The organism is Halorubrum ejinorense, assembly GCF_055389685.1.
This window is the reverse complement of record NZ_AP043777.1, coordinates 2,432,641-2,446,231: the sequence shown is the minus strand read 5'-3', so window position 1 is coordinate 2,446,231 and position 13,591 is coordinate 2,432,641. Positions and strand designations below refer to the sequence as shown.

13 protein-coding genes are annotated in these 13,591 nt (G+C 70.0%); 4 read left to right on the top strand and 9 right to left on the bottom strand.

Annotated elements, in window-relative coordinates; all coding sequences use genetic code 11:
* Window positions 1-117: 117 nt before the first annotated feature.
* The 4 genes from ACZ5KW_RS13555 (at window position 118) to ACZ5KW_RS13540 (ending at window position 4,044) form a co-directional block, all read left to right on the top strand.
* Window positions 118-1,896, top strand: a complete 1,779-nt coding sequence (locus ACZ5KW_RS13555) for a TraB/GumN family protein (protein ID WP_343778341.1) — start codon at window positions 118-120, stop codon at window positions 1,894-1,896.
* Window positions 1,893-2,567: a metalloprotease gene (locus ACZ5KW_RS13550; protein ID WP_343778342.1), complete on the top strand. Its 675-nt coding sequence runs from the start codon at window positions 1,893-1,895 to the stop codon at window positions 2,565-2,567. The genes ACZ5KW_RS13555 and ACZ5KW_RS13550 overlap by 4 nt, the downstream gene beginning before the upstream one ends.
* 105 nt (window positions 2,568-2,672) lie before the next feature.
* A complete protein-coding gene (purM, locus tag ACZ5KW_RS13545) occupies window positions 2,673-3,719 on the top strand; it encodes a phosphoribosylformylglycinamidine cyclo-ligase (RefSeq protein WP_343778343.1) in 1,047 nt (348 codons plus the stop codon).
* Between the two features lie 103 nt (window positions 3,720-3,822).
* Complete coding sequence (locus ACZ5KW_RS13540) at window positions 3,823-4,044, top strand: hypothetical protein (RefSeq protein WP_343778345.1); 222 nt, start codon at window positions 3,823-3,825, stop codon at window positions 4,042-4,044.
* A gap of 55 nt (window positions 4,045-4,099) precedes the next feature.
* On the opposite strand, the gene ACZ5KW_RS13535 is transcribed toward ACZ5KW_RS13540, so the two are convergent.
* The 9 genes from ACZ5KW_RS13535 to ACZ5KW_RS13495 all read right to left on the bottom strand — a co-directional run bounded on the left by ACZ5KW_RS13535 (window position 4,100) and on the right by ACZ5KW_RS13495 (window position 13,487).
* Window positions 4,100-4,639, bottom strand: coding sequence for a CBS domain-containing protein (locus ACZ5KW_RS13535; protein WP_343778346.1), 540 nt, complete (start codon window positions 4,637-4,639; stop codon window positions 4,100-4,102).
* A 108-nt stretch (window positions 4,640-4,747) separates the two neighbouring features.
* A complete protein-coding gene (locus ACZ5KW_RS13530) occupies window positions 4,748-5,119 on the bottom strand; it encodes a DUF555 domain-containing protein (RefSeq protein ID WP_343778348.1) in 372 nt (123 codons plus the stop codon).
* A 95-nt stretch (window positions 5,120-5,214) separates the two neighbouring features.
* A complete protein-coding gene (locus tag ACZ5KW_RS13525) occupies window positions 5,215-6,213 on the bottom strand; it encodes an isocitrate/isopropylmalate dehydrogenase family protein (protein ID WP_343778350.1) in 999 nt (332 codons plus the stop codon).
* 5 nt (window positions 6,214-6,218) lie between these two features.
* Window positions 6,219-6,842 (bottom strand): 3-isopropylmalate dehydratase small subunit, encoded by a 624-nt coding sequence (gene leuD / locus ACZ5KW_RS13520; RefSeq protein WP_343778352.1) that lies wholly within the window; start codon window positions 6,840-6,842, stop codon window positions 6,219-6,221.
* The gene (gene leuC, locus ACZ5KW_RS13515) at window positions 6,842-8,302 is read right to left on the bottom strand and encodes a 3-isopropylmalate dehydratase large subunit (protein ID WP_343778353.1); all 1,461 of its coding nucleotides are present in this window, start codon (window positions 8,300-8,302) and stop codon (window positions 6,842-6,844) included. The genes leuD and leuC overlap by 1 nt, the downstream gene beginning before the upstream one ends.
* Window positions 8,302-9,360: a ketol-acid reductoisomerase gene (gene ilvC, locus ACZ5KW_RS13510; RefSeq protein ID WP_343778355.1), complete on the bottom strand. Its 1,059-nt coding sequence runs from the start codon at window positions 9,358-9,360 to the stop codon at window positions 8,302-8,304. The genes leuC and ilvC overlap by 1 nt, the downstream gene beginning before the upstream one ends.
* A gap of 26 nt (window positions 9,361-9,386) precedes the next feature.
* The gene (ilvN, locus tag ACZ5KW_RS13505) at window positions 9,387-10,085 is read right to left on the bottom strand and encodes an acetolactate synthase small subunit (RefSeq protein ID WP_343778356.1); all 699 of its coding nucleotides are present in this window, start codon (window positions 10,083-10,085) and stop codon (window positions 9,387-9,389) included.
* Window positions 10,082-11,896 (bottom strand): biosynthetic-type acetolactate synthase large subunit, encoded by a 1,815-nt coding sequence (gene ilvB / locus ACZ5KW_RS13500; protein WP_343778358.1) that lies wholly within the window; start codon window positions 11,894-11,896, stop codon window positions 10,082-10,084. Before ilvB ends, ilvN begins: the two co-directional genes overlap by 4 nt.
* Before the next feature lie 409 nt (window positions 11,897-12,305).
* The gene (locus tag ACZ5KW_RS13495; protein WP_425544608.1) at window positions 12,306-13,487 is read right to left on the bottom strand and encodes a LeuA family protein; all 1,182 of its coding nucleotides are present in this window, start codon (window positions 13,485-13,487) and stop codon (window positions 12,306-12,308) included.
* Window positions 13,488-13,591 lie beyond the last annotated feature (104 nt).

Here is a 13,591-nt window from a genome sequence, read left to right as displayed (position 1 = left end):
GGGTCGCGTGAGAATACAAACCTGTTGGATCGCTGGGAACGTGCGTCGGTCGCGCCGCGGGAGCGGTTTCGACACCGACTCACAAACCCTAAACGCGGTGACCGAGTACGTCGGGTGATGACAGAGACGTCACGGGGGAGCGACGACGAGGCACCCCCGTCGACCGACCGATCCCGGCGGACCGACGGCGGCGTCGCCGAGGAGCCGCGTCGGAACCCCGACGACGGCGACGGGAGCGTCACGGTCGTCGGGACCGCGCACGTGTCGGAGGACTCCGTCGACGAGGTCGAGGAGACGATCGAGCGGGAACGGCCCGACGTCGTCGCCGTCGAACTCGACGAGGGGCGCTACAGACAGCTCAACGGCGAGACTCCGGACGACCTCGACGCGGGCGACCTGCTCAAGGGGAACACCGTGTTCCAGTTCCTCGCGTACTGGATGCTCTCGTACGTCCAGACTCAACTCGGCGAGCGGTTCGACATCGAGCCCGGCGCCGACATGAAAGCCGCCGTCGACGTCGCCGAGTCGCTCGGCATCGACGTGGCCTTGGTCGACCGCGACATCCAGACCACGATCCAGCGGTTCTGGGCGCGCATGACGATCACCGAGAAGCTCCGGCTCGTTGGCGGACTGGCGTTCGGCGTCAGCGACCCGCGGGTCGCCGGCGTGATCGGCGGGCTCATCGTCGGTATCCTCGCGGGGCCGGCGATCGGGCTCTTCGGCGGGGCCGTCGGGATCACGAGCGCCGTACTGACGAGCGTCGCCAGCGGCGTTCTCGTCGCGCTCGTCACCGGCATCCTCGTCGATCAGGTCGGGACGCTCGTGCTCTCCCCGGACCAGCGCCTCTACGCGGCGAGCGGAACCGGCCTAGCCCTCGGCGTCGCCGCCGCGGTCACGGGCGCCGTCGACGGACTCGTCTCGACGTACCTCGGCGGCTTCGCCGTGACGGCAATCGGCGGCTTCGGGCTCGGGATCGGGCTCGGACTGGTCGTCGGCGCCGTCCTCGCGGTCGCGGTGGGCGCGCTCACCGGCGGCGAGGTGGACGTCGAGGCCGGCGGGATCGAGGAGCTCGACGCCGCCGACCTCACCGACACCGACGTGGTGACGATGATGATGGAGGAGTTCCGGCAGTTCTCTCCCGGCGGCGCGGAGGCGCTCATCGACGAGCGCGACGCGTTCATCGCGCACCGGCTCGTCGCCCTCCGCGACGCCGGCTACGACGTGGTCGCCGTCGTCGGCGCCGGACACCGGGCCGGGATCGAAGGGTACCTCGCGGACCCCGCGACCCTCCCGGCGATGGACGACCTCGTCGGCGAGGAGTCCGGGCGCGGGCTCCCGTGGAAGAAGGCCATCGGCTACGCGATCACGGTCGGGTTCGTCGGCTTCTTCCTCCTGCTGGCGCTCGGCGGGGCCGGCGACGCGTTCCTGCTCCGGCTGTTCGGCGCGTGGTTCCTCATCAACGGCGTCTTCGCGTTCGCGTTCGCGAAGGTCGCCGGCGCCCGCTGGCTCTCGGCCGGCGTCGGCGGCGCCGTCGCGTGGATGACCTCGATCAACCCGCTGCTCGCTCCGGGGTGGTTCACCGGCTACGTCGAACTCCGCACCCTGACCGTGAACGTCGCCGACATCGGTGCGCTCAACGAGCTCCTCGCCGACGAGAGCCGGTCGGTCACGGACCTCGTGTCCGCGATGCTCGACGTGCCCCTGTTCCGGCTCATCGTCGTCGTCGCGATGACGAACGTCGGGAGCATCGTCGCGAGCTTCCTCTTCGCGGCGTACGTCATCCCGGCGATGTTCGGCGCCGAGGTGGGCGGCGTCGAGGACGTCGGCCGACTGCTCGTCGACGGCGCCGCTAACGGTGCCCGACTTATTCGCGGCGTCGTAGGTGGGATCGCATGAGCGCGGACTCGGCGTTCAGCGGCCGGCGGATCGCGGGGCTGTACTTCAGCGGCACCGAGATCAGGGACCTCCTCGTCGCGTGGCTCGCGCTCGGCGTGGCGTTCATGCTGTTCTTCGTCAACGGCGCGAGCGGCATCGGCCGGATCGTCGACGCGGGCGTGGTCGCCCCGCTGTTCGTCGCGCTCGCGACCGCCGGGGTCGCTTTCCTCCTCCACGAGGTCGCACACAAGGTCGTCGCGGTCCACTACGACCAGGTCGCCGAGTTCCGGGCGGACAACAGCATGCTGTTCCTCGCCGTGATGAGCTCGCTTTTAGGCTTCATCTTCGCCGCGCCCGGCGCCGTCCACCACCGCGGCCGCCTGACGCCGCGCGAGCACGGCCACATCGCGCTGGCCGGACCGGCGGTGAACCTCGGGCTGATGGTCGCGTTCGCCCCGCTGTTCGTCCTCGGCGGCGTCGTCGGCAGCGACCTCGTGACGGTCCTCGGCTCGCGCGGCATCGCGATCAACGCCTTCCTCGCCGCGTTCAATCTGATCCCGTACGGCCCCCTCGACGGGCAGACGGTGATGGACTGGAACAAGGCGGTGTGGGCCGCCGTCTTCGTCCCCTCGCTGGTGCTCGCCGTCGGCCTCGTCTTCGTCCTCGGGCTCGGCTTCGGCGGCCCGTTCTGAGGGCGACCGAGCGCGGGCCGCCGCGGCGACGACGGGCGCGACGAGACCCGCCTCGCCGCCGCGGCGAACGGTGCGTTTTTGCTCCGCGGGCGTGGCTCCACACACATGACCGAGGGCGACGGGGGCGACGACGGTGGACCGGCCGACGACGACGAACTCACCTACGCGGACGCGGGCGTCGACATCGACGCGAGCGAGGCCGCGACCGCGGCGCTGATCGGCGCGGTCGGTGCGGACACCGAGGCGGAGGGCTCCGGGAGCGAGTACGCCGGCCTGCTCGACATCGGCGACCGGTACCTCGCGCTCGCGACGGACGGGGTCGGGACCAAGCTCCTCGTCGCGGAGGCGCTCGGCGACTACTCCACCGTCGGGATCGACTGCATCGCGATGAACGTCAACGACCTCGTCGCGGCCGGGGTCCGCCCCGTCGCGTTCGTCGACTACCTCGCGGTCGACGAGCCGGACGAGCGGTTCGCCGAGCAGGTCGGCGAGGGGCTCGCCCGCGGCGCCGAACTCGCCGACATGGAGCTCGTCGGCGGCGAGACCGCGGTGATGCCCGACGTAATCCGCGGGCTCGACCTGGCGGGGACCTGCGCCGGACTCGCCCGGAAGGACGGCGTGTTCGACGGGCGGGCCGAACCGGGCGACGCGCTGGTCGGCTGGCGCTCGTCGGGCATTCACTCGAACGGACTCACGCTGGCGCGCGAGGCCGCCACGCGCGACCACGAGTACACCGATCCGTGCCCGTTCGACGGGTACGAGACGGTCGGCGAGGCGCTGCTCGAACCGACCGCGATATACACGGACCTGCTCGACCCGATGCGGGAGCACGGCGTTCGCGGCGCGGCTCACGTGACGGGCGGCGGCTGGACGAACCTCGAACGGCTCGGCGCCCACCGCTACGTGATCGACGACGCGTTCGACCCCCAGCCTGTCTTCGAGTTCGTTCAGACGGAGGGGAACGTCTCCGACGAGGAGATGTACCGCACGTTCAACATGGGGACCGGCTTCGTCGCCGCCGTCGACCCCGACCGCGCGGCCGCCCTCGCCGAGGCCACCGACGGGCGCGTCATCGGGCGCGTCGAGGCGTCCGAGGGGAGCGGCGGAGACGACGGCGAAGCGACGGTCGCGATCCGCGGACTGGCGCTTTGAGCCCGCGTCCGCGATAGCGGAGAGACTCGCGTCCATCGGGGAGCCCCGGAGAGACGCGCAGTCGTGCGGCCGCTTAATGCCGACGACCGCTTCTTTCCTATCGATGACCGACTCGGAGACGCCGACGGCCGGAGACGACCCCGCCGGGGGCGGCGGCTCCGCGGACGGCGACGACGCGGAGCGAGACTGTCCGGAACAGGACGACGCGGAGCGAGACGGAGAGGCGGCGGAACGCGACGAGGACACCGCTCACCTCGACGGTGTCCGAGACGGCGCGGGCTGTACGGAGATCTGGGAGCGGCTCTCCGAGTCGCGGAAGGAGTAGTCGAACGGAGCTGGGACCGCCGTACCGTTCGATCGCGCTCGGTCGCGTGCCCGATTTACGACACGTGGGCCGCGATGTCCGCCTCCGTGATGATCCCGACGGTCTCCCCGCCGTCGGTGACCATCACGGCCTTGTAGTGGTCGAGGAGGTTGCGGACCTCGTCGACCGTCGCCGACGGCGCGACCGTCGGGAACGACTCGCTCATCACCTCGCTCACGGGGTGGTTTCCGACGTTCTCGCCGGCGTGGATGACGTCACCCTGACTGATCGAGCCGACCGGCACGCCGTTCTGGAGGACGGGCAGTTGTGAGTACGCCTCGGCCTCCATCAGTTCGACCGCCTCGCTCACGGCGTCGTCCGGCGCGACGCTGATCACGGTCTCGTTCATCAGGTCGGTCGCGCGGACGACCTTCCCCTCGGCCTCCTGGAGGGCGTTGACGATCCGACGGAGCGTGGAGAGCCGCGGGTCGACGTCGCCGCCCTCGATGCGCGCGATGAGTGGCTGCGAGACGTCTGCGGCGTCGGCGAGCTCGCTCTGCGTCAGGTCCAACCCGGTCCGGCGCTCGCGGAGGTCCTGTGGCGTCGGCAGTTCCATACCGGCTCATTACCTTGGGTTATTAGAAAAGGTTTCGACGCCGTCCGGGCGCTTCCGCCGAGCGACACGGAGTGACTCGGGTGAGAGGCAGAAGGAGAGAGGTCGCGCTTATCGCTCCGCGTCCTCGTCCTCGTCGGCCTCCGTCTCGATGATCTCGATGACTTCGAGCGGCACGTCGCGGAGCGCGCCGCCGACCTCGCTTTTCGCGATCCGCTCCGCGTGCTCCTCGCTGTCGGCGTTGAAGATATCGATCTCCAAGAGGAGCCCCACGAGCGCCGTGTTCGCCGCGAGGAACGCGGCGTCGAACGGCTCGCCGCAGGCCGGACAGCCGGTGACGCCGGGTTCTACCTCGACGTACTGCTTGTCCGTCTCGTTGAGTCGCTTGCCGGCTTCGCTGACCGCGACGCCGATGGCGTCGTCGGTCTCCTCGACGTCTCGAACCAACCAGGCGGCTTCCATCGCGACCGAGTAGTTGCTCATACCCGGCCCGAGGGGACGCAGGGTTTCTTGTCTTGTGATCCGCTCGCGGTCGCGGACGGACCGTCGGTCGGGGAGAAGTCGGGCGAGAAGGCGCCTTACAGCCGGTCGACGACGGCCGCGGTGACCTCCTCGGTCGTCGCCTCGCCGCCGAGGTCGCCGGTGCGCGGTCCCTCTGCGAGGACGGTTTCCACCGCCTCGCGGACGCGGTCGGCCGCCCCGGCGTGACCGAGGTACTCCAACAGCATGGCCGCCGAGAGGATGGCGGCCGTGGGGTTCGCGACCCCCTCGCCCGCGATGTCGGGCGCGGTGCCGTGTACCGGCTCGAACAGCGCGTTGTCGTGGCCGACGTTCGCGGAGGGGAGCAGTCCGAGCCCGCCGACGAGACCGGCGGCCAGGTCGGAGAGCACGTCGCCCGCGAGGTTCGGACAGACGACCACGCCGTACTGGGTCGGGTCGAGCGGGAGCTTCGTCGCGAAGGCGTCCATCAGCTCCTCGTCGGCGTCGACGCCCCGCTCGTCGGCGACAGCCAGCACCTCCTCGCGGAAGCGGCCGTCCGTCTCGCGCATCACGTTCGCCTTGTGGGCCACGGTGAACCCCTCGTCGGGGTCACCCGCCGGCCCCCGGCCGTCCTCGACGAACTCGCAGGCGTACTCCGCGAGCTCTCTCGACGCCGACGAGGTGACGACGCGCGTCAGCGTCGAGAGGTCGTCGCTGAGCCGGTCCTCGTGGCCCGAGTAGACGCCCTCGGTGTTCTCGCGGAGGAAGACCACGTCCGTCTCCGGCCGGAGCGCGTCGACGCCGGGGTACGCCGTCGCGGGCCGGACGTTGACGAACGAGTCGACCGCCTTGCGGAGCGGCAAGATCACGTCGGCGGCCGTCTCGCCGGCCGCGCCGAACAGCGTCGCGTCCGCGTCGGCGACGCGCTCGTACGTCGCGTCCGGGAGCGCGTCGCCGGTCGCGTCCCTCGTCGCGTCGCCGGCCTCGGCCGTGACGAACTCGAAGTCGAACTCGAACGCCGACAGGACCTCGACGGCCGCCGGCACGACCTCTCGGCCGATACCGTCGCCCTCGATGACGACGATCTCGTCGGTCATCCGGGTCAGTCGTCCCCCTCGACGTACGGCAGGTCGGCGACCGTCTCGTCGACCTTGCTCCGGTTCGAGTACATCAGGGCGGTGGTGTCCCAGATCCCCTCGACTAAGGCCTCCCGCATCGCGTCGTCGACGTCGACGTCGATGACCGTGTCGCCGTAGGTGACGGTCTCGCCCTCGACGTCGACCTCGATGTCGCCGTCGGGGTTGGCCTCGATCCACTCCTGGAGTTCGACGACCGCCTCGTGGTCCGTCGTGACCGCCGGGATGCCGAGCGACTTACAGTTGTCGCGGAAGATCTCGGCGTAGGACTCGCCGACGACGCCGTCGATGCCCCAGCGCATCATCGCCTGTGGCGCGTGCTCCCGGGAAGAGCCGCAGCCGAAGTTGGAGTTGACGACCGCGATCGACGCGCCCTCGAAGCGGTTGAGGGGGTGGTCGTTGAACTCGCCGTCGTCGTCCCGCCGGGCGTCGTAGAAGAGGTAGTCCGCCATGTTGTCGAACGTGACCTCCTTCATGAACTTCGCCGGCAGGATCTGGTCGGTGTCGACGTCGTCGCCGGGGATCGGCACGCCCGTGCCGGAGACGTCGGTGATGTGCTGATCGGCGCCCGGGTCGGCGTCGGGAGCCATCAGTCCGCCACCTCCTCGACGCCGCCGGCGCCGCCGGTCGGCCCGTCTTCGAGGTACTCGCGCGCGTCGGCGACCTCGCCCTCGACGGCCGCGGCCGCGACCATCGCGGGGCTCATCAGGACGGTGCGGCCGTCCTTCGACCCCTGTCGGCCGATGAAGTTCCGGTTCGACGACGAGGCGCAGACCTCGTCGCCCTCCAGGGCGTCGTCGTTCATGGCGAGGCACATCGAGCAGCCGGCGCGGCGCCACTGGAAGCCGGCGTTGATGAACGTCTCGTCGATGCCGCGCTCCTCGCACTGCTGGCGCACGGTCTCGGAGCCGGGAACGGCCAGCGCGCGGACGCCCTCGTCGACCGTGTTCCCCTCCAGGATCTTCGCCGCCTCCTCGAAGTCCGAGAGGCGGCCGTTCGTACAGGTGCCGAGGAACGCCACGTCGACGTCGTAGCCGAGCATCGACTGGCCGGCCTCGATCTCCATGTGATCGAGCGCCTGCTCGGCCGCCTCGCGGTCGGTCCGCGCCTCGAAGTCGTCCGGGTGCGGGACCGGCTCCGAGATCTCGATCACCTGTCCGGGGTTGATCCCCCAGGTGACGAGCGGGTCGAGCCCGTCGGCGTCGACGGTGACCACGTCGTCGTACTCGGCGTCCGCGTCGGAGCTGATCGACTCCCAGTACGCCTTCCGCTCCTCGAACGCCTCGCCCTCGGGGACGTACTCGCGGCCTCGCAGGTACTCGTAGGTGGTCTCGTCGGGGTTGATGTAGCCGGCGCGGGCGCCGCCCTCGATGGACATGTTACACACCGCGAGCCGACCCTCCATGTCGAGCGCCTCGATGGCGGGGCCGCCGTACTCGTAGACGTGCCCGACGCCGCCGTCGACGCCGAGGTCCTGAATCACTTTCAGGATCACGTCCTTCGCGTAGACGCCCTCGCCGAGTTCGCCCTCGACGTCGACCCGGCGGACCTTCTGTTTGTCCGCCGCGATACAGCCGGTCGCGAGCACGTCGCGGATCTGGCTGGTCCCGATGCCGACGCCGATGGAGCCGAACGCGCCGTGGGTCGCGGTGTGGCTGTCCCCGCAGGCGACGGTCATCCCGGGCTGAGAGAGCCCCAGCTCGGGCGCGACGACGTGGGTGATCCCCTGCTTGCCGGACTCGAAGCCGAAGAACGTGATCCCGCTGTCGCTCACGTTGCGTTCGAGCGCGGAGAGCATCTCCTCGGCCTGGTCGTCGGCGAGGGGGCGCTCGCGCTTGTCGGCCTCGGTGGGCGCGATGTGGTCCGTCGTCGCGAACGTCTGGTCCGGGTACGCCACGTCGAGTTCGCGCTCGCGCAGCATGCCGAACGCCTGCGGACTCGTCACCTCGTGGACGAGGTGGAGCCCGATGAACAGCTGGTCCTGCCCGTTCGGCAGCTCCGTCACCTTGTGTCGGTCCCACACCTTGTCGTACAGCGTCCCCTCGCTCATCAGGCGGTCACCTCTGCCGACTCTTCCTCGTCGTCTTCGGCCGACTCCTCCCACGCGAACAGGCCGCGCAGCTCGTCGCCGACGGCCTCGATCTCGTGGTTCTTCTCGGCGTTCCGGAGCTGCGTGTAGGAGGGCCGCCCCGCCTGGTTCTCGGCGATCCACTCGCGGGCGAACTGCCCGTTCTGAACCTTCTCTAAGACTTCTTCCATGTTCTCGCGGGCGTGTTCGTCGACGACGACGTCGCCCTGCGTGAGCCCGCCGTACTCCGCGGTGTCGGAGACGGAGTCCCACATCTCGCCGAGCCCGCCCTCGTACATCAGGTCGACGATGAGCTTGAGCTCGTTGAGACACTCGAAGTACGCCATCTCCGGGGAGTAGCCGGCGTCGACGAGCGTCTCGTACCCCTGTTTCACGAGCGAGGTGACGCCCCCGCAGAGGACGGCCTGCTCGCCGAACAGGTCTGTCTCGGTCTCCTCGCGGAACGACGTCTCGACGACGCCGGCGCGGGTACAGCCGATCGCGGCCGCGTACGCGAGCCCCTGGTCGCGTGCGTCGCCGGTCGCGTCCTGGTACACCGCGAGCAGGCCGGGCGTCCCCTGGTCGTTCTCGTAGTTCCGGCGGACGAGGTGGCCCGGCGACTTCGGCGCGACCATCGTCACGTCGACGTCCTCGGGCGGCTGGATCTGGTTGTAGTGGATGTTGAACCCGTGGGCGAACTGCAGCGTGTCGCCCGCGTCGAGGTTCGGTTCCACCGCGTTCTCGTACACGTCCGGCTGGACGGTGTCGGGCACGAGCACGCTCACGATGTCGGCCTCGGCCGCCGCGTCGGCGGGGGTCTCGACGCGGAGCCCGTCGCTCTCGGCGGCGGCCCGCGAGGAGCTGTCCTCGCGGAGGCCGACGATCACGTCGACCCCGCTGTCCGAGAGGTTCTGCGCGTGAGCGTGGCCCTGCGAGCCGTAGCCGAGGACGGCGACCGTCTCGTGGGCGATCGCCTCCTCGTCCGCGTCGTCGTCGTAGTATACTGTCGAATCGAACGTCTGCGTGTCGTCTTCGGTCATGGTGATTGTTGTGTCGTGAAACCGCGTCAGTCGTCGTGCGTGGTCGGTTCGCCGGCCGTTCCGGGTTTCTCTCCGGGCGCCGTGGGGGTGTTGCCGCGCGCGAGGGCGGTCGGCCCCGTCCGCGCGATCTCGACGATCCCGAACCGGTCGAAGGCGCCGATCGCGTTGTCGATGCTGGTCTTGTCGCCGGTGAGTTCGACCGTGATCGTCTCCGGACCGGCGTCGACGGTCTCGCCGTCGTACATGTCCGTGACCGCGTGGACCGCGGCCGGGTCGTCCGCCTCGACCTTCAACAGGACCAGCTCGGAGGTGACGGCGTCGCCGGCGACCTCGCCGACCGAGATGACCGGCTTCAGCTTCGCCATCTGCTTTTCGATCTGGTCGATGCCGGGGTCCGTCTCCTCGACGACCATCGTGATCCGCGAGTGGCCCTCGACGGTCGTCGGCCCGACGGTCAGGCTCTCGATGTTGAACTGGCGCCGCGAGACGAGCCCGGAGACGCGCGCGAGCACGCCCGGTTCGTCCTCGACCAGCGCCGAGATGACCGCGCGTCGCGACTCGTGTTCGGCCTCGACGACGGGGTCGATCCGGATCCCTTCGAGGTTCCGGCGCCCCGCGGGGTGATCGCGCTCGCCGGGGCCCGGCTGTTCGCCCGGGAGGGGGCGAGGGTCCGCGTCGGGCACGCCGGTCCGCTCGTCGCCGGAGGCTGGCGAATCGCCGCTCATAGCTGGTCCTCCGCGGTGGCGAACTTCCCGTTCGCGCCGCCGCTCGGCACCATGGGCAGGACGTTCTCCGCGGGGTCGACGTGGAAGTCGATCACCGCGGGCCCGTCGTAGTCGAGCGCCTCCTCGACCGCGGGCGCGACCTCGTCGTAGTCGTCGACGCGCAGGCCGAGCGCGCCGAACGCCTCGGCGAGCTTGTCGAACTCGGGCATCCAGCCGTACTCGGAGGCCATGTGTCGGCCCTCGTAGAAGGCGTCCTGCCACTGTCGCACCATCCCGATGTACTCGTTGTTGAGCACTGCGATCGTGACGTCGAGCTCCTCGCGGACCGCGACGGACAGCTCCTGCATCGTCATCAGGAAGGAGCCGTCGCCGTCGAAACACACCACGTCGCGGTCGGGCTCGCCCATCGTGTCGGCGGCGACGCGCGCGCCGACCGCGGCCGGCACGCCGTAGCCCATCGTTCCGAGCCCGTGAGAGGAGACCCACGTGCGCGGCTCCGTGTACGTCCAGAACTGGGAGGCCCACATCTGGTGTTGGCCGACGCCGGTCGTCACGATGGTGTCGTCGTCGGTCGCCTCGTCGAACGCCTCGACGACGAACTGCGGTTTCAGCGGCTCGTCGTCCGGCGTCGCGTACGTGAGCGGGTACGTCTCCTTCCACTCCGCGCACCGCTCGCGCCACGCCTCGGTGTCGGGGCCCGAGCGGACGGCGGCGGTCAGCTGGTCTAACACGCGGCCGGCGTCGCCGATGAGCGGGTAGTCGGCGTGGACGTTCTTGCTGATCTCCGCGGGGTCGATGTCGACGTGGATGACCTCCGCCTCCGGCGCGAACGTGTCGATCCCCCCGGTGAGCCGGTCGTCGAACCGGGTGCCGACGGCGATCAGACAGTCGGTGTGGGTGATCGCCAGGTTCGCGTAGCCGGTGCCGTGCATCCCGCCCCACGACAGACACAGGTCGTCGTCTTCGGGGAACGAGCCGATTCCCGGCATCGTCGTCGTCACCGGGATGTCGTAGCTCCGGGCGAACGTCCGCGCCTCGTCGCTCGCGTCGGCCTTGACGACGCCGCCGCCGAACAGGCAGACGGGTCGTTCGGCGGACTCGATGGCGCGCGCCGCCGCCTCGACGGCCTCGGCGTCGGCGTTCGGATCGGGGTCGCTCCCCGCCGGCGGCGACGCGGGCCCGGGCGTCCGGTCGGTCTCGTCTTGCGTGACGTCCTTCGGGAGGTCGACGAGCGTCGGTCCGGGGCGTCCGGCCCGCGATAGCTCGAACGCCTCGCCGACGGTGTCGCCGACGGTGTCCGCGCCGCCGGCGAAGTAGTTGTGCTTCGTGATGGGGCGGGTGACGCCGACCGTGTCCGTCTCCTGGAACGCGTCGTTGCCGACGAACTCCGTGGGGACCTGTCCGGTGAGCGCCAACATCGCGTCCGAGTCCATGTCGGCGTCGGCGATGCCGGTGACGAGGTTCGTCGCCCCCGGCCCGGACGTGGCCATACAGAGCCCCGGCTCGCCGGCGACGACGCCGTACGCGTCGGCGGCGTGGGCCGCGCCCTGCTCGTGGGCCATCGTCACGTGGCGGATCGAAGAGTCGTACAGGGCGTCGTAGACCGGCATGATCGCGCCGCCCTGGACGCCGAAGGCGGTCTTCGCGCCCGCGGCTTCGAGGGCGGCGACGACCGACTCGGCGCCGGTCGAGACGGGGTCGGTGGCCCGTCCGTCCTCCTGTTCGGACCGGTCGTCCGTCGCGGTCGCGTCGGTCGACGAGCCGTCCGATTCCTCGGCGTCGGATCGGGGCGGTGCTGCTGTGTCGCTCATTGTCGTGGGTGTGTGCGGTGTGGCATCTGGGGAGTCGTGGTGTCGGTCGCTGTGAACGCCGGACGGGCGGGACCGACGATCTCGCGTCGGAAGCGGTACTCCCGTCGGCGGGAACGGTCCGGCCGCCGGCGTTCGGCGGTGCGTCGCGTCGGTGGAGAAGGGGTGATGTAGGGGGTTAGACCCCTACAATAATCGGCGCGACGGCTACGGAAACGTCCGCGGACGCCGCGACCGTGACGTGCCGTCGCATCTCTGTCTTGACATCGCAGCCAGGGTATAAATTCCTGTCGGGGAACGCGGCACGTCCCCCACCGACGGCTACCGCGCCGCCGGAGGGACCGGCGGTCGTCGCCCTCCCGCGACCGCCCGCGCGGTCGCTCGGCGGGCCCCCCGGTCGAGGCGAGCGCCATCAGACCCTGACCTCCTCCTCACGCGCGATGCCCGCCTCCTCGGCGAACCGCTCGACGTCGCCGGCGGTGACCTGCCGCTTGCCGGCGCCGTACTCCTTGACCCGCTTGGTGATGCGCCGGACCTCGCTGTCCGTCGGGTCGAAGCCGGCCTCCACCAGGTGCTTGCGCACGCTGTGAGTGCCGGTGTGTTTGCCCAGCACGAACTCGCGTTCGGCGCCCACCATCTCCGGGGTCATCACGCCCGTCTCGAAGGTGTCCGCGTTCTCGATGACGCCGGCGGCGTGGATGCCCGACTCGTGGGCGAACGCGTTCCGCCCGGTGACGGGCTTGTTCGCCGGGACCGGGATGTCCGACGCCTCCTCGACGATCCGGGCCAGCTTGGTGATCTGGGTCGTGTCGATGCCGGTGTCGACGCCGTACACCGACTCGACGGCCATCACGACCTCCTCGTAGGCGGCGTTGCCGGCGCGCTCGCCGATCCCGTTGACCGACACCTGCGCCTGCTCGGCGCCGTTCTCGAAGCCCATGACGGCGTTGGCCGCGGCCATGCCGAAGTCGTCGTGCGTGTGGACGTCGACGCGGGCGTCGGTCGCCTCGACGACGGCGTTCACCGTCTGTCCGAAGCTGGTCGGCATCCCGACGCCGCAGGTGTCCGGGATGTTGATCCAGTCGGTGCCGGCGTCGCTGACCGCCTCGACGATGTCGATCAGGTACTCCGGGTCCGTCCGCGTGGCGTCCATCGGCGAGAACATGCACTCGACGCCGGCGTCTTTCACCTGCTCGACGGCGTCGACGGCGCGCTGTTTCGCCTCCTGCCGGGTCGCGTGCATCGAGTCCTCCAGCTGAACGTCGCTGGTGGAGACGAACACGTGGACCATCTCGACGCCGGAGTCGATGGCGGCGTCGATGTCGCCCTCGACGACGCGGGCGAGCCCGCAGACCGTGGTGTCCGTCGCGGCGGCGATGTCGCTGACGGCCTCGAACTCCGCGTCCGAGTTGACCGGGAACCCCGCCTCGATGACGTGGGTGTTCATGTCGTCCAGCGTCGCCGCTATGCGGCGTTTCTCGTCGTAGCTGAACGAAGTCCGTGGTGACTGTTCTCCGTCTCGCAGGGTCGTGTCGAAGATCCTGACAGGACCTATATCGACGTTAGAAGCTATTGTGCCCTGGAAGAACTCGATCCGCCGGGGTGTCCGACGAAGCCTCCGTGATGTCTGTCATCGATTGTCGACAAGTCGGTCGAGTACTTAATGGTTTGGACGATCGCAAAATCGGGGCGGACCGG